The 15,220-nt window shown below is 68.8% G+C and carries 12 protein-coding genes; 7 read left to right on the top strand and 5 right to left on the bottom strand.

The annotated features are described in order from the left end of the window. Window positions 1-75: 75 nt before the first annotated feature. The 6 genes from ACFOM9_RS05840 to mnhG are packed head-to-tail and all read left to right on the top strand — an operon-like array spanning window position 76 to window position 6,070. A complete protein-coding gene (locus ACFOM9_RS05840) occupies window positions 76-2,997 on the top strand; it encodes a monovalent cation/H+ antiporter subunit A (protein ID WP_386707496.1) in 2,922 nt (973 codons plus the stop codon). Next, window positions 2,997-3,338 (top strand): Na+/H+ antiporter subunit C, encoded by a 342-nt coding sequence (locus ACFOM9_RS05835; RefSeq protein WP_386707493.1) that lies wholly within the window; start codon window positions 2,997-2,999, stop codon window positions 3,336-3,338. The genes ACFOM9_RS05840 and ACFOM9_RS05835 overlap by 1 nt, the downstream gene beginning before the upstream one ends. Beyond that, window positions 3,335-4,951: a monovalent cation/H+ antiporter subunit D gene (locus ACFOM9_RS05830; RefSeq protein ID WP_386707491.1), complete on the top strand. Its 1,617-nt coding sequence runs from the start codon at window positions 3,335-3,337 to the stop codon at window positions 4,949-4,951. The genes ACFOM9_RS05835 and ACFOM9_RS05830 overlap by 4 nt, the downstream gene beginning before the upstream one ends. After that, entirely contained in the window at window positions 4,948-5,442 is a 495-nt protein-coding gene (locus ACFOM9_RS05825; RefSeq protein WP_386707488.1) for a Na+/H+ antiporter subunit E, read from the top strand. Before ACFOM9_RS05830 ends, ACFOM9_RS05825 begins: the two co-directional genes overlap by 4 nt. Then, window positions 5,439-5,720, top strand: a complete 282-nt coding sequence (locus ACFOM9_RS05820; RefSeq protein ID WP_386707486.1) for a K+/H+ antiporter subunit F — start codon at window positions 5,439-5,441, stop codon at window positions 5,718-5,720. The genes ACFOM9_RS05825 and ACFOM9_RS05820 overlap by 4 nt, the downstream gene beginning before the upstream one ends. Then, window positions 5,717-6,070: a monovalent cation/H(+) antiporter subunit G gene (mnhG, locus tag ACFOM9_RS05815; protein WP_386707483.1), complete on the top strand. Its 354-nt coding sequence runs from the start codon at window positions 5,717-5,719 to the stop codon at window positions 6,068-6,070. The genes ACFOM9_RS05820 and mnhG overlap by 4 nt, the downstream gene beginning before the upstream one ends. Window positions 6,071-6,131: 61 nt before the next feature. On the opposite strand, the gene ACFOM9_RS05810 is transcribed toward mnhG, so the two are convergent. From ACFOM9_RS05810 to ACFOM9_RS05800, 3 genes are all read right to left on the bottom strand, one after another. After that, a complete protein-coding gene (locus ACFOM9_RS05810) occupies window positions 6,132-8,627 on the bottom strand; it encodes a TonB-dependent receptor (protein ID WP_386707480.1) in 2,496 nt (831 codons plus the stop codon). 78 nt (window positions 8,628-8,705) lie between these two features. After that, on the bottom strand, window positions 8,706-9,806 hold the full coding sequence (locus ACFOM9_RS05805; RefSeq protein ID WP_386707477.1) for an SO2930 family diheme c-type cytochrome: 1,101 nt from the start codon (window positions 9,804-9,806) through the stop codon (window positions 8,706-8,708). 155 nt (window positions 9,807-9,961) lie between these two features. Further along, entirely contained in the window at window positions 9,962-11,182 is a 1,221-nt protein-coding gene (locus ACFOM9_RS05800; protein ID WP_386707474.1) for a parallel beta-helix domain-containing protein, read from the bottom strand. Between the two features lie 126 nt (window positions 11,183-11,308). Between ACFOM9_RS05800 and ACFOM9_RS05795 the strand changes: the two genes are divergently transcribed. Further along, complete coding sequence (locus ACFOM9_RS05795) at window positions 11,309-12,340, top strand: AraC family transcriptional regulator (protein ID WP_386707471.1); 1,032 nt, start codon at window positions 11,309-11,311, stop codon at window positions 12,338-12,340. 101 nt (window positions 12,341-12,441) lie between these two features. On the opposite strand, the gene ACFOM9_RS05790 is transcribed toward ACFOM9_RS05795, so the two are convergent. Both ACFOM9_RS05790 and ACFOM9_RS05785 read right to left on the bottom strand, forming a co-directional pair. After that, window positions 12,442-12,825 (bottom strand): RidA family protein, encoded by a 384-nt coding sequence (locus ACFOM9_RS05790; protein WP_386707468.1) that lies wholly within the window; start codon window positions 12,823-12,825, stop codon window positions 12,442-12,444. A 174-nt stretch (window positions 12,826-12,999) separates the two neighbouring features. Beyond that, window positions 13,000-15,177 carry a RelA/SpoT family protein gene (locus ACFOM9_RS05785; RefSeq protein ID WP_386707465.1) on the bottom strand — a complete coding sequence of 726 codons (2,178 nt, stop codon included), beginning with the start codon at window positions 15,175-15,177 and terminating at the stop codon, window positions 13,000-13,002. Window positions 15,178-15,220 lie beyond the last annotated feature (43 nt).

Here is a 15,220-nt window from a genome sequence, read left to right as displayed (position 1 = left end):
CCCGCGCGACCGCGCGCGTGCCGGCCATCGCCGGTTGTCGCCCGTGATCCCCGTCCCTTCCAAGAGCCATGCCTGATGCCTGACCACGTCGTGCCAAGCGCCATCCTCTGGCTGCCCTTCGTGGCGAGCCTGGTGGTGTTCGCGTTGCGCGACCGCGGCCGCAACGTGGCGGCATGGCTGATGACCTCCACCGCCTTGGCCTGCCTGCTGCTCACCGCGCTGCTGTATCCGGCCATTGCCGGCGGCGACGCGCTGCGCCACGTGTTCGCATGGGCGCCTTCGCTGGGCCTGGATTTCACCCTGCGGGTGGACGGCTTCAGCTGGCTGTTCATGCTGCTGATCTGCGGCATCGGCATGCTGGTGGGCATCTACGCCCGTTACTACATGCCGGCGGACGATCCGCTGTCGCGGTTCTTCGCCCTGCTGCTGGTGTTCATGGGCGCGATGCTCGGCATCGTGATGTCGGGCAACGTGATCCAGCTGGTGTTCTTCTGGGAACTGACCAGCCTGCTGTCCTTCGTGCTGATCGGCTACTGGTACCACGGCGCCTCGGCACGCGATGGCGCGCGGATGGCGCTGATCGTCACCTCGGGCGGCGGGCTGTGCCTGCTGGCGGGCGTGCTGCTGCTCGGCCACATCGTCGGCAGCTACGACCTCGACGCGATCCTGGTGGCGGGCGACCTGGTGCGCGCGCACGCGCTGTACACGCCCGCGCTGGTGCTGGTGCTGCTGGGCGCACTGACCAAGAGCGCGCAGTTCCCGTTCCACTTCTGGCTGCCACATGCGATGTCGGCGCCGACGCCGGTGTCGGCCTACCTGCACTCGGCGACGATGGTGAAGGCAGGCGTGTTCCTGCTGGTGCGCTTCTGGCCGGTGCTGGCCGGCACCGATGAATGGTTCTGGATGGTGTCCTGTGCCGGTCTGGCTACCCTGGTGCTGGGTGCGTACGCCGCGATGTTCCAGCAGGACCTCAAGGCCGTGCTGGCGTATTCCACGATCAGCCACCTGGGCCTGATCACGATGCTGCTCGGCCTGGGCAGCACGCTGGGCGTGGTCGCGGCGATCTTCCACATCGTCAACCACGCCACCTTCAAGGCGTCGCTGTTCATGGCCGCCGGCGCGGTGGACCACGAGGCCGGGACGCGCGAGCTGCGCCGGCTGGGCGGCCTGCGGCGCTTCATGCCGATCACCGCGGCGCTGGCAGTCGTCGCGGGCGCGGCGATGGCGGGCGTGCCGCTGCTCAACGGCTTCCTGTCGAAGGAGATGTTCTTCGCCGAAACGCTGGCGGCGCAGCGCGGGGTGCTGGTCGACGTGGTGCCGCTGGTGCTGGCGATCGCGGCCAGCGCATTCGGCGTGACCTATTCGCTGCGCTTCGTGCGCGGCGTGTTCTTCGGTCCCGTGCCGCCACAGTTGCCGCGCCAGCCGCACGAGCCGCCGCGCTGGATGCGCGTGCCGATCGGGCTGCTGGCGCTGGCCTGCTTGCTGGTCGGGATCCTGCCGGCGCAGGTGATCGGCCCGTCGCTGGCAGCGGCCGCACAGTCGGTGCTGGGTGCGCAGACGCCGACCTACAGCCTGGCGATCTGGCACGGCTGGACGACGCCGCTGCAGATGAGCGTCGTCGCCTTCGTCGCCGGCTGCCTGCTGTACGCGGCGCTGCTGGGCTGCTTCAGGCGCGGCGGGGCCGCGCCTCTGGTCGGACGGATCAGCGGCAAACGGATCTTCGAACGCTTGCTGTCGGCCCTGACGGTGGACGTGCCGGGCTGGCTCGCGCGCTTCTTCCCCGGCAGGCGTCTGCAGCCGCAGTTGCTGCTGATCGTGCTGGCGGCGCTGCTGGCCGGCAGCCTGGCGGCGACCACCGCGCCGTTCGACGCGCCGTCGCCGCGCTGGGACAGCATCGATCCGGCATTCGCGCTGCTATGGCTGCTCGGCGTGGCGTGCGCGATCGGCGCCGCCACCCAGGCCAAGTTCCACCGTCTCGCGTCCCTGGTGCTCACCGGCGGCGCGGGGCTGGTGTCATGCATCAGTTTCGTGTGGTTGTCGGCGCCCGATCTGGCCGCCACCCAGCTGCTGGTGGAAGTGGTGACGACAATCCTGATCCTGCTTGGCCTGCGCTGGCTGCCCAAGCGCATCCAGGGGCTGTCACCCGATGGCCCGCTCACGCGCCTGAAACGCTGGCGCGACGCGCTGATCGCCCTGGTCGTGGGCGCCGGCGTGGCCAGCCTCGCGTACGCGGCGATGATGCACCCGGTCGAGGATTCGATTTCGCGGTTCTTCCTCGAGCGCGCCTATCTCGAAGGCGGCGGGCGCAACGTGGTCAACGTGATCCTGGTCGATTTCCGCGGCTTCGACACGCTGGGCGAGATCAGCGTGCTGGCGATCGTGGCGCTGACGGTGTTCGTGCTGCTGCGCCGTTTCCGTCCGGCGGCGGAAAGCATCAACTCGCTGCGCCGGCAGCGCCACAATTCGGTCTCTGACCTGGCCGGGTCCGACCGCGTCATCGACCAGTCGCTGGCCGACTACCTGATGATCCCGGGCTTGATCGTGCAACTGATGTTCCCGGTGATCCTGCTGTTCGGCCTTCACCTGTTCCTGCGCGGGCACGACCTGCCCGGCGGGGGCTTCGCCGCCGGCATCACGGTGTCGGTAGCGCTGATTCTGCTGTACATGGCGCGCGGTGCGCGCTGGGTCGAGACCCACCTGCGCGTGCGGCCGGTGCGCTGGATCGGCGCCGGCCTGCTGCTGGCGGTGGGGACCGGCCTGGGCTCGCTGCTGTTCGGGCATCCATTCCTGACCTCGCACTTCCAGTACGCCGAACTGCCGCTGTTCGGGCGCATCCCGCTCGCCACGGCGGTGCTGTTCGACCTGGGCGTGTTCTGCCTGGTGGTCGGCGCCACCACGCTGATGCTGGTGGCATTGGCGCACCAGTCGCTGCGGCGGCCGCGCGGCGGCACCATCGTGACCGCGGACGGCACGCTCGAAGCGGAGGGCCTCGGCTGATGGAACTGGTGCTGGCAATCGCCATCGGGGTGCTGGTCGCGTCCGGGACGTGGCTGCTGCTGCGTCCCCGCACCTTCCAGGTGATCATCGGGCTGACCCTGATCTCCTACGCGGTGAATCTTTTCATCTTCTCCATCGGCGGCCTGCGCACTGGCGCCGATCCGGTGTTGCGCGAGGTGGCGGGAAAGATCGAGCAGTACACCGATCCTCTGCCGCAGGCGCTGGTGCTGACTGCGATCGTGATCGGCTTCGCGACCACGGCGCTGTTCCTGGTGGTACTGCTGACCTCGCGAGGGTTGACCGGCAATGACCACGTCGACGGCGGGGACGGCACGCCGTGAGCCCGCACCTGGCCATCGCCCCGATCGTGCTGCCGCTGCTGGTGGCGGCGCTCCAGCTGATCGCCGGCGAACGCCGCCAGCGCACGGTGCTGGCATTGAGCCTGGCGTCGTGCCTGGGGCTGGTGGTGGTGGCGGCGATGCTGCTGCTGGCCGCGCAGCAGGGCGATGGCGCGATGGCCTCGGTCTACCGCATCGGCGACTGGCCGGCGCGCTTCGGCATCGTCCTGGTGGTCGATCGGCTGTCGGCGCTGATGGTGACGCTGACCGCGGTGGTCGCGCTCGCGGTGCTGCCGGCGGCGCTGGCGCGCTGGCAGCACCGCGGCAACTATTTCCAGCCGCTGTTCCAGTTCCTGCTGATGGGGCTCAACGGCGCGTTCCTGACCGGCGACCTGTTCAACCTGTTCGTGTTCTTCGAGGTGCTGCTGGCGGCGTCGTACGGACTTGCGCTGCACGGCTCGGGCGCGCGACGGGTCAGCGCCGGCCTGCATTACATCGTGGTCAACCTGACCGCATCGATGCTGTTCCTGCTCGGCGTGAGCCTGATCTTCGGCGTCACGGGCACCCTGAACATGGCGGCGCTGGCGGAAATGATCCCGACCGTGCCGGAGAACACGCGCTCGCTGCTGCATGCGGGCGCGGCGATCCTCGGCGTGGCCTTCCTGGTCAAGACCGCGATGTGGCCGCTGGGCTTCTGGCTGCCGCGCACCTACGCCGCGTCGGCGCCCGCGGTCGCCGCGATGTTCGCGCTGATGACCAAGGTCGGCATCTACGTGCTGCTGCGGCTGAGCCTGCTGCTGTTCGGCGACGGCGCGGGGCCGGCGTCCACCGGCTTCGGCAGCGGCTGGCTGCTGTGGGGCGGCGTGGCGACGATCGTCGCCGGCATCATCGGCATGCTCGGCGCGCGCGACCTGGGCAAGCTTGCCGGCTACAACGTGATCATTTCCTCGGGAACGCTGCTGGGCGCGATCGCGCTGCAGCAGCCTGCCGTCACCGCCGGCGCGCTGGCCTACCTCGTGGTCTCCACCCTGGGCATCGCCACGTTCTTCCTGGTCGCCGGCCTGGTCTCGCCGCAGGGCGAGGAAGAAGCCGATGACGCGCTGCAGCTGGAGCCTTACGAACCGGTGGACGCCGATGCGCGCAGCGCGACGCTGTATGCGGACGAGGACGAGAGCCGCGTGGTGATCCCGGCCCCGGTGGCGATGCTGGCGGTGAGCTTCCTGGCGTGCGCGCTGGTGCTGGCGGGCCTGCCGCCGCTGTCGGGCTTCCTCGCCAAGTTCGCCATGCTTTCGCCGATGCTCGGCACGCTCGCCCTGGACGCGGCGCCGCGGACCGTCACGCTGACGCTGTTCACGCTGGTGATCGTGGCCGGCTTCTGCACGGTGGTGGCGATGTGCCGCGCCGGCATCCACATCTTCTGGGCAGACCCGGACCGGCGCTTCCCGCAGGCGCGCGTCACCGAGGTCAGCGCGATCGTGCTGCTGCTGGGCCTGTGCCTGCTGCTGACCGTGCTGCCGCAGGCGCCGCTCGACTACCTGCACGATGCCGCGCGCCAGCTGCACGATCCGGCGCACTACATCCACGGCGTGCTGCCGGCGGGAGGCGCGCGCCCATGACCCGCTTCCGTCGCTGGCTGCCCTACCCGCTGCTGACCGCGCTGCTGGCGCTGATCTGGCTGGTGCTCAACCAGAGCCTGTCGCCGGGCATGGTCGTGCTCGGCATCGCACTGGGCATCGCGCTGGCCCGGGTGTTCGGCCTGTTGCGTCCGCCCAAGGCGCGCATCCGCCACTACCCGCTCGCGGCGCGGCTGCTGCTGCGGGTGGCGTTCGACATCGTGCGCTCGAATCTGGCCGTCGCCCGGCTGATCCTGCGCGGCGCCGGGGAAGTGCGTTCGGGCTTCGTCGCCATCCCGCTGACCCTCACCGACCACCACGGCCTGGCCGTGCTCGCCTGCATCATCACCTCCACGCCCGGCACGATCTGGGTCAGCTACGACGCCACCGCGAGCGTGCTGCTGATCCACGTCCTCGACCTGGTCGACGAAGGTGCCTGGGTCGGCATGATCCAGCAGCGCTACGAGCGTCCCCTGCTGGAGATCTTCCAATGAGCCACGCGCTGCTGTTCGTCGCGATCACGCTGGCCCAGGTCCTGCTGCTGCTGGCCATGGGCTTTTCGATCGTCCGCATGGTGCGCGGGCCGCGCGCGCAGGACCGCGTGGTGGCGCTCGACGCGCTGTACGTCAACGCGATGATCCTGCTGCTCACCATCGGCATCCGCACCGGCAGCATGCTCTACGTCGAGGCCGGGCTGGTCATCGCGCTGCTGGGATTCGCCAGCACCATGGCGCTGTCCAAGTTCCTGATGCGCGGCGAGGTGATCGAATGAGCCACCTCGATGCCCTGCCGCCGTGGGCGGCGATCGTGGTCGCGGTGCTGGTGCTGTCGGGTGCGCTGCTGGCCTTCGTCGGTTCGCTCGGCCTGCTGAGGCTGAAGAACTTCTACCAGCGCGTGCACGCGCCCACGCTCGGCACCACGCTTGGCACATTCTTCATGCTGGCCGGCTCGATCACCTGCTTCTCGGTGCTGCACGGGCGGCCGATCTACAACGAGATCCTGATCGGGGTGTTCCTCAGCGTGACCACCCCGATCACGCTGATGCTGCTGGTGCGTGCGGCGCTGTACCGCGACCGCGAGGAAGGCTCCGAGTACGTGCCGCAGGCGCCGGGCCGCGATTGAGTCGCGCGGGCGCCGCGATCCCGGTGCCACGCGGCACCGGGAAACCACGCAGCCCGGGATGTCAGAACTTCACCGCCACTTCGACGCCGTAGGTCCGTGGCTCGCTGACGCGCGCGCCGACGGTGCCGAGCACCGTCTTGCCGTAGGTGCCCAGCGAGTTGATGTACTGGTGGTCGAACAGGTTCCGGCCGTACACCGCCCAGGTCCAGTGGCCCCGCGGCGAGGTCCAGGCGAATCGCGCGTTGGTCAGCTGCTGCGATTCGCCCAGGTCGAGCGCCTCGCTGATGCCGCAAGTGCCCTGCGACTGCGACTCGTCGCTGCAGCGGGTCGCGCCGCGATAGGCGTGGCGCAGGGCGAAGCGCAGGTCGCCGGCGTCGTTCATCCGCCACAGGTAGTCCAGGCCCACCGCCGCCGACCACTTCGGGATTCCGGTGGCCTGGCCGCTGACGTCGATGCCTTCAGGCGTGATGTATTCCTTGTAGGTCGAATCGATGTACGACGCGTTGAAGTCCAGCGCCAGACCGTCGGTGACCTGCCAGCGGGTGTCGAAATCCAGGCCGTAGGCCTCCAGGTCCGAGGTGTCCACCACGTAGCGAGGGATCGACGTGGTCATGTCCAGCCGCACCGCCTGCCGGTTGTCGTAGACGTAGTAGAACGCCGACGCGTTGTACGACAGCCGCAGGTCCGGGAACGCCTGCTTGATGCCGGTCTCGAAGTTCCACACGTCCTCGTTGTCGAAATCGCTGCCGATCTGCAACGAGTTGAAGCCGCCGGCCTTGTAACCCTTGGCCAGCGAGGCGTAGGCCATGGTCTCGTCGTTGAAGTGGTAGTCGACGACGAAGCGCGGGCTCAGGTCGGTCCAGGAGTTGGAGGCCTTGTTGAGCACGCCCTTGTTGAGCATCGCCGGCGGATCGATGAAGGCGATGTCGAACATGAAGGTCTCGGGCGAGATCGGCAGCCCCATCTGGTTGAGCGCGGCAAACAGCCCGATCGCATCCAGCTGCGCCAGCGTCGCGTCGAGGGTCGGCGCCGAGCGCGGGTTGTTGAGCCAGCTGAAGTCCTTCTCATCGCGGGTCCAGCGCAGGCCGAAGGTCAGGTTGAGGCGGTCGGTGGCGTGCCAGATCACGTCGCCGAACACGGCGTAGGCCTTGGTCTCGCCGGTGTTGATGAACTTCTCGTTCCAGCGGTGTCCCATCAGGCTCAGCGGAATCCCGTTGGCCGCGGCCACGTCGCTGACGAAGCCGAACAGACGCCCCTGCGGATCGACGAACGGCGGCAGCCCCATGCCGAGGTTGCGCACGATCGTGTCGACCGCATCGGTATAGGTGTTGACCTCGCTGGTCTGGTCGGCGCTTTCCTGGAAGTAGCTCGCACCCGCCACCCAGTCGATGCGGTCGCTGCTGCCCCTGAACTTGAACTCCTGGTAGGCGCTGGTGTTGCTCTCGGTGTTGGTCGAGTCCACGTACAGGTCGCGGCGATTGGTGCCGTCCTCGTCGACCGCGGCGTTGGCCGAGTCGTAGTCGCGCCACGAGGTGGTGGACGTCAGCCCGCCCCATTCGAAGGCGTGGTCCACGATCAGGGTGACGCCGTCGAAGCGCCGGAACTCGCTGCTGCCGACGGCGTCGCTGACGGTCGGGATTTCGCGCGGGTCGAGATAGGCCGATTCGTCGACCGGCAGCCCCGGGATCCCGGGCGCCGGCGGCAGCGCGACGATGCCGGTGGTCGCCACCGCGCGCTGGTCGAGGCTTTCATGGTCCCAGCTGATCGTGGCGGTAGTGTTGTCGCCGAAGCGGGTGCGGAACGCCGCGCGCGTGGCCCAGTTGTTCTCCGGGTTGAGGTCCTCGCCGGTCACCGCGTCCTGGATCCAGCCGTCGCTGTGGTTGAACAGCCCGTTGATGCGGAACGCCGATTCCTCGCCCACCGGCTGGTTGAACATCGCCTCGAAGTACTGCTTGCCGTAATTGCCCAGGCGCAGTTTCGCCCGCGCCTCCTGCTCGTTGCCGGGCTTGCGGGTGATGATCGAGATCGCGCCGGCGGCGGTGTTGCGGCCGAACAGCGTGCCCTGCGGGCCCTTGAGCACCTCGATGCGCTCGACGTCGGTGAACGGCAGCAGCACGCCGCCACCGCGCCCGGCGTAGACGCCGTCGACGTAGATACCCACCGCGGGGTCGGTGCCGATGCCGAAGTCGTCGGTGCTGATGCCGCGCAGCTCGAAGCTCGGCTGCGTGGGCTGCTGGCTGTTGACCACCAGCCCGGGCACGAAGCTGTCGAGGTCGCCCAGGTCCTCGGCGGCGACGTCGTCGATGATCTGCGCATCGATCACCTGCAGCGCGATCGGCACATCCTGCAGTTCCTGTTCGCGACTCTGCGCGGTGACCACGATGCGGTCGAGGGTCAGGGCATCGTCGCGCGGCGCGGGATCGGTCGCCGATTGCGCCTGCGGCGCCGCGGCCGGTGCCGGCGAAGGCTGTTGCGCCAACGCCGCGAGGGGCAGGGCGCACGCGCCCAGCAGCGCGCGGCGCAGGCAGGTACAGAGGATTCCTTGCTTCGGCGACATCGTGTTCTCCCTTCCCCAGGTGTGTGCTGCAAGTGATGGTGTGTGTCGTTCGCGGGCGCGGCGTCCGCCGCGTCCGGCTCAGATCTGCCCGCAATCCCCTTCCATCGCCGCGATCCACGCGCGGATCAGCTCGACGCCTTCGCGGTGGACCGTATCGCGGCCCAGCTCCGGCATCCGCACCCCCGGATCGTCGCTGGCCATGCGGTAGACCAGGATCGACTCGTCCGGCTTGCCGGGGACGATGCCGAACCGATGGTCGCCGGTACCCTGCCCGGCCGCCACCGTTGGCTTGCACAGGCCAAGGTGGCGCGGCGGGTGGTCGCCGATGTCCAGCCACAGGCCCGACGTGTCCGCGGGCCCCTGTTCGTTGTGGCAGTGGCCGCAGTTGATGTCGAGGTAGGCGCGCGCGCGATCGTCGAGGCTCGCGTGCGCGGCGTCGCGCCAGTCGGCGTTGCGCGGCACGCCGCTGGCCGGGACCCCGCGCAGGTAGCCGATCTTCTGCAGGTGCGCGAGCTGGTTCTCGCGCCCATCGGCATAGGCGTAATCCTTGTTCAGGTGCCGCGCCTTCGGACCGAGCAGCTTGATCTCGCGCGTGGTGTTGTTGCTGGCATGGCAGCCGGCGCACTGGTTCTGGTCCGGCACTTCATAGACGAAGTCTTCGCGCTCCCCATCGGCCGCAACCAGCTGCAGCGGCACTTCGGCACCGGTGCGCGCGAGCGTCGCCTCGGTCTGCGCTTCGTTCCAGACGTACGGGATCGCCACCCAGCCCTGCTCCCGATGCACCATCAGCCGCGTCTCGATCATGCGCACGTTGCGCAGGTCGAGGCCTTCGCCGGCATGGTCGCGCGCGGTGTCGCCGGTGCGCGCGACCGCATCCGTGCCCTCGGCCAGGGGATAGAAGAATGTCTTGCTGATGATGGTGCCGACCGGAAAATCGAGCGCTTCGCGCGGCTGGTAGCGCGCGCTCGCGCCGTCTGGCATCCAGACGGTGCGCAGCTTGTGCGCGTAGTCGCTGAACAACGGCGTGTTGAGGTCGAACGGCACCACCCGGTCGTTCAGGGCCAGCGCGTCGCCGTCGCGATAGACGACGTTCCACGCGCTGAGCTTTTCCGGATAGCCATTGGCGTGGAAGGTGACCGGCGCGGGCGGCCGGGCGCAGGCCGCCAGAAGCAGGAACATCGCGAACAGCAGTCCCCTTGCGATCGTTCCCGCGAAGATCCCGCGGCATCGCCTTGCTCGCTTTGACCGGACGCAGCCACGCGCCGGCAAACGCAAGGTCACCGGCTTGCCGCCTTCCCGGGGGTGACGGCGGAAGAGGAGTTCGGCCATGCCCCTCAAGCCTGCTTCAGCTCCACCGCTGGCAGCGGATCGAGCCTGCAGTCGAACGGCTTGGCGTCCGAGGTCGGATTCTTGAACTTGTTGGGTGCGTCGGCGTTGAGCACGCCGGATGCGCCCTGAACGCAGATCTGCGGTCCGCCTTCGCGCTTGGCGTTGGCGTAGCCGTCCCAGAACACGTCGGGAAAATGGCCGTTGAGGCCGAACATCGCCATCTTCAACGCTTTCAGGTCCAGGCCGTCGGGCGAATCGCCGCCGCCGGAAAATCGGTTGTCGTGGATGAAGATCTGCTCCGGGTAGGGATCGAACTTCGCCGATGGCTTGTACTTGCTGTCGTAGCCGGCCGAGTAGTGGCTGGCGATCAGCACGTTGGCGGACTTGTTGTCGGCGATCTCGTTGTCGAAGATCTCGACCTGGTCGTTGGACATGATCACCACGCCCGAGCCGGCCGGCACCGCCGCCACCGCCGTGCCCTTGCGCCCGAAGTTGTCGGTGTTGTTCTTGAAGATGCGGTTCTTGAACACGCGCGCGGTGTGGCCGGGCTGCGGCAGGTCGGGCATGTTGAACACCAGGATCCCGCCGGTGTTCTCGGTTGCGACGTTGTCGTAGACGTCGGCATTGATGCAGTTCTCGATCTCGATACCGGCGACGTTGCGCTCGGCGCGGTTGCGGCGCACCACGACGTTCTGCGACTGACCCACGTAGATGCCGGCATCGGACGCGCCGATCACCACCGAATCCTCGATCAGCACGTTCCTGGTCTGCACCGGGTACAGGCCGTAGGCGCCGTTGTCGGTATCCGGCCCATTGGTCCACTCCACGCGCACCCCGCGGATGACGATGTCCTCGCCCTCGTTGACCTTCAGCCCGTCGCCCTTGCTGTCCTCGATCGCAAGGTTCTCCAGGGTGAAGCCGCTGGCGTTGACGATCAGGCCCTCGGCGCCGCTGCGCTGGTCCTTGAAGCTCAGCACGGTCTTGTCCATGCCGGCGCCGCGGATGGTCACCCCGTCCACGCGCAGGCTGAGGCTGCGGTCGAAGCTGAAGCGGCCGGCCGGGATCTCGATGACGTCGCCCGGTTTGGCATCCAGCAGCTGTTGCTGCAGGGTCTTCTGGTAGCCGGTGTCGGCGGACGCCGCCGGGGCGGCCGGGTCGGCGCCGCCACCCCCGCAAGCGGCCAGCAGCCCGCAGGCCGCCAGCGCGAACAGCATCGTCTTGCCCATCGATCCCTCCCCGGCCGCGCACGACGGCAGCCTTCCCCGCCACAGTCTCGACGCTCCCACCGGTGCCGGTGGAGGGCATTGGCGGCATACTGGGGGGGGTCAAAACGGACAAACTGGACGAACCGCATGCATCGCGACGCCGTCGACCCGCGTCTGACCGCCGCCAGCATCTCCACCAACATCCTCTCGGGACTGTGCCTGATGGCCGAGGACCGGGGCATCGGCTGCGAGCGGTGGTTCACCGGGCTGCGCCTGGCTCGCGCGCAGGTGGATGATGCATCGGTGCGTGTGTCCTATCGCCAGGCCAGCCGGGTGGTGCAGCGCGCGCTACACGATCTGTGCGAGCCCGACATCGGCCTGCGTCTGGGCCGGCAGCAGACCACCGGCAGCTTCGGCCTGCTCGGTCTGGCGATGATGACCGCGCGCACCTTCGGCGACGCGGTGGCGATCGGGCTGCAGTATTCGGCGGTTTCCGGCAGCCTGATGGACCTGGAGCTCGATGCGTCCGATCCGCGCGCCCTATGCTTCGTCGCCAGCCCGCGCGCGCCCGACGAGGCGATCCTGCCGTTCCTGTGCGAGGAACTGTTCGCCAGCACGCTGATGCTGTGCCGAGGCCTGGTCGGACCGTCGTTCCGGCCGCTGCGGCTGGAGCTGACCTATCCGGCGCCCGCCTACGCGCGCGAGTACGAAGCGCTGTTCGAATGCGAGGTGCGCTTCGGGATGCCGCGCAACCGCGAACTGGTGGACCCGGCGTGGATGTCACGGCGGCTGCCGGCGCACAATCCGGTCAGCGCCCAGCAAGCGCTCGCCCTGTGCCGGGCGCAAATGCCGCGCGGGCCGGCGAGCGGCGAAATCGTCGCCGCCGTGCGCCAGCTGCTGCGCGCGCGCCTGCACGAGGGCCCCGGGCTGGGCGACATCGCCGCCGAGCTGCACCTGACCGAACGCACCCTGCGCCGGCAGCTGGTCGCCGCCGGCAGCGGCTTTCGCGCGATCCACGACGAGGTGCGCAGCGAGCGCGCGCGTGAACTGCTGCGCCAGAGCGACCTGCCGATCGCCCAGGTCGGCGCCATCGTCGGATTCCGCGACGCGCGCGAGTTCCGGCGTGCCTTCAGGCGCTGGACCGGCGCAGCGCCCAGCGCGATGCGCACGATGCCCTGACGGCTTGCGGGAGCGGCTTCAGCCGCGAGCGCGGTGCTTCCGAGCCCAGTCCGGTCCGGCGATCCGGATGCAGGACTTGAAGCACTCCCGCGGACAAGACCTCAGCCGAGCACCATCACCGCATCGACCTCGAACGCCGAATCCTTGGGCAACGCCGCCACGCCGATGGTTGAACGCGCCGGATAGGGCTGCGCAAAGTATTCGGCCATCACCGCGTTCACCTCGGCGAACTGGCCCAGGTCGGTCAGGTACAGGCCGACGCGGACGATGTCGTCGAACGAGCCGCCGGCGGCTTCGCAGACCGCCTTGAGGTTGTCGAACGCGCGCCGCGCCTGCGCGCGGATGTCGCCCTCGACCAGCGCGCCGGTGGCCGGGTCGATCGGTGTCTGCCCCGACAGGTAAATGGTGTTGCCCGCGCGGACCGCCTGCGAGTACGGGCCGATGGCGGCGGGAGCTTGGTCGGAATGAATGGGCTGGCGAGACATCGCGGCTCCGGGATGGACAATGAACCGCGAAGCTTGAAGCCTCGGGTTTTGTTTGTCATCCCGCACAACGCGGACGGCCGTGCCTCATTCCACGAAGCAGCCTCCCCGCAAGACTGGCAAATGACGCGGGCATGCGGCCACGCCAGCCGTCCGCGCAACACGCATCGCGCCGCCTCAGAGCCTCTGTACGCCGTGCACCACCTGCAGGCGGCGGGTGCGGCGGATGACGTCGGCCAGGTGCTTGCGGCTCTTGACCTCGATCGAGAAGCGGATCGCGGCGATGTTGGTGTCGCGTTCGAGGTATTCGACGCCGTCGATGTTGGAGTGCGCCTCGGCGATCGCGGCGGCCACCTGCGCCAGCACGCCGGGGCTGTTCTCCACTTCCACCCGCAGCGCCGCGCTGAAATCACCGCTGACGTCGCGGTCCCAGCCAATGGCGACCCAGCGCTCCGGCGACTTGCGGTAGTCGGCGACGTTCGGGCATTCCATCCGGTGCACCATGATGCCGCGGCCGGTGGTGTGGTACCCCATGATCTCGTCGCCGGGGATTGGCATGCAGCACGAGGCGAAGGTGATGATGCCGCGCTCGTGGCCGGTGATCAGGATCCGGTCGCCGCTGCGGGGCATGGCGGCGGTGTCGAGCAGATCGAGCGTGCCGTCTTCGTCGCGGGTCAGCGACTGCGCCACCTGCGTCGGCATGCGGTTGCCCAGCGCGATGTCGGCCAGCAGTTCCTCCAGCCGCGGATAGCGCAGCTCGGCCAGGTAGGCCTCCAGCCGCGCGACCGGCAGGCGTTCGAGCGAGCTGCCCCTTTCCTCGAGCGCGCGGTCGAGCATCCGGTGGCCGAGCTGCACCGCATCCTCGTGTTCGAGGTGCTTGAGCTGGTGGCGGATCGCGGTGCGCGCCTTGCCGGTGACCACGAATTCCAGCCACTGCGGCTTGGGCATCGAGGATTTCGCGGTCACGATCTCCACCTTCTGCCCGCTCGCCAGCTTGGTGCGCAGCGGCACCAGCTTCTTGTCCACGCGCGCGGCCACGGCCTGGTTGCCCACGTCGGTATGTACCGCGTAGGCGAAATCGAGCGCGGTGGCGTTGCGCGGCAGCGCGAGGATGTCGCCGTTGGGCGTGAACAGGTAGACCTCGTCCGGGAACAGGTCGACCTTGACGTTTTCCAGGAACTCCAGCGACGAGCCGGTGCCGCGCTGCGACTCAAGCAGGCTGCTGATCCACGAATGCGCGCGCACCTGGGCGCTGTTGGGCGCTTCGCCGCCGTGCTTGTAGGTCCAGTGCGCGGCGATGCCGCGCTCGGCGATCAGGTCCATCTCCTGGGTGCGGATCTGCACCTCGATCGGCGAGCCGTAGGGGCCGAACAGCACCGTATGCAGCGACTGGTAGCCGTTGGCCTTGGGGATCGCGATGAAATCGCGGAAGCGTCCATCCAGCGGCTTGTAGACCGAATGCACCACGCCCAGCGCGTGGTAGCAGTCGGCGACCGTGCCGACGATCACGCGGAAGCCGAACACGTCCATCACCTGGGTGAAGGTCTTTCCCTCGGCCTGCATCTTGTTGTAGATGCTCCAGGGCGACTTCACCCGTCCTACCAGCCGATGCTGCAGGCCTTCGTTGGCGAGCTTCTGCGCCAGCTGCGCTTCGATCCTGGCCAGCGCCTCGCGCCGCAGCAGTGGCTGCGCGCGGATGCGCTTTTCCAGCACCGCGTGGCGGATCGGGTGCAGCGCGCGGAAGCCGAGGTCCTGCAGTTCGGCCTTGATCAGGTTCATGCCCAGGCGCTGGGCGATCGGGGCGTAGATCTCCAGCGTCTCGCGGGCGATGCGCTCGCGGGCTTCGGCCGTCTGCGCGCCCAGGGTGCGCATGTTGTGCAGGCGGTCGGCGAGCTTGATCAGGATCACGCGCAGGTCGCGCGCCATCGCCAGCAGCATCTTGCGGAAGCTTTCCGCAGCGGCTTCCTGGCGGTCCTGGAACTTGAGCTTGTCGAGCTTGGTGACGCCGTCGACCAGTTCGGCCACGGTCTCGCCGAACTCGGCCGCCAGCTGCGCGTGGTCGAGCGGCGTGTCCTCGATGGTGTCGTGCAGGATCGCCGCGACCAGGGTCTCGACGTCCACGTTCTGCTCGGCCAGCACCCGCGCCACCGCCACCGGGTGGGTGATGTAGGGTTCGCCGGACTTGCGCAGCTGCCCCGCATGCGCCGCCGCGCCCACCGCCCAGGCGCGGCGCAGCAGCGCCTTCTGCTCGGACGACAGGTAGCCGGTCGCGCTCTCCAGATCCAGGACGTAGTCGGGAACCGCGTCCTGGGCCGGCGCGGCATGCGCGAGTTGGGCGGGCTCGGCAGAGGTCATGGTGCGAGCCTAAGGCCAAACGGCGGGGATGGGGAATCGGGAG

The sequence above is a fragment of the Luteimonas notoginsengisoli genome (genome assembly GCF_042648885.1).
GTDB lineage: Bacteria > Pseudomonadota > Gammaproteobacteria > Xanthomonadales > Xanthomonadaceae > Luteimonas > Luteimonas notoginsengisoli.
Note: the sequence above shows the minus strand (reverse complement) of the source record. Positions and strands in the feature narration are given on the sequence as shown.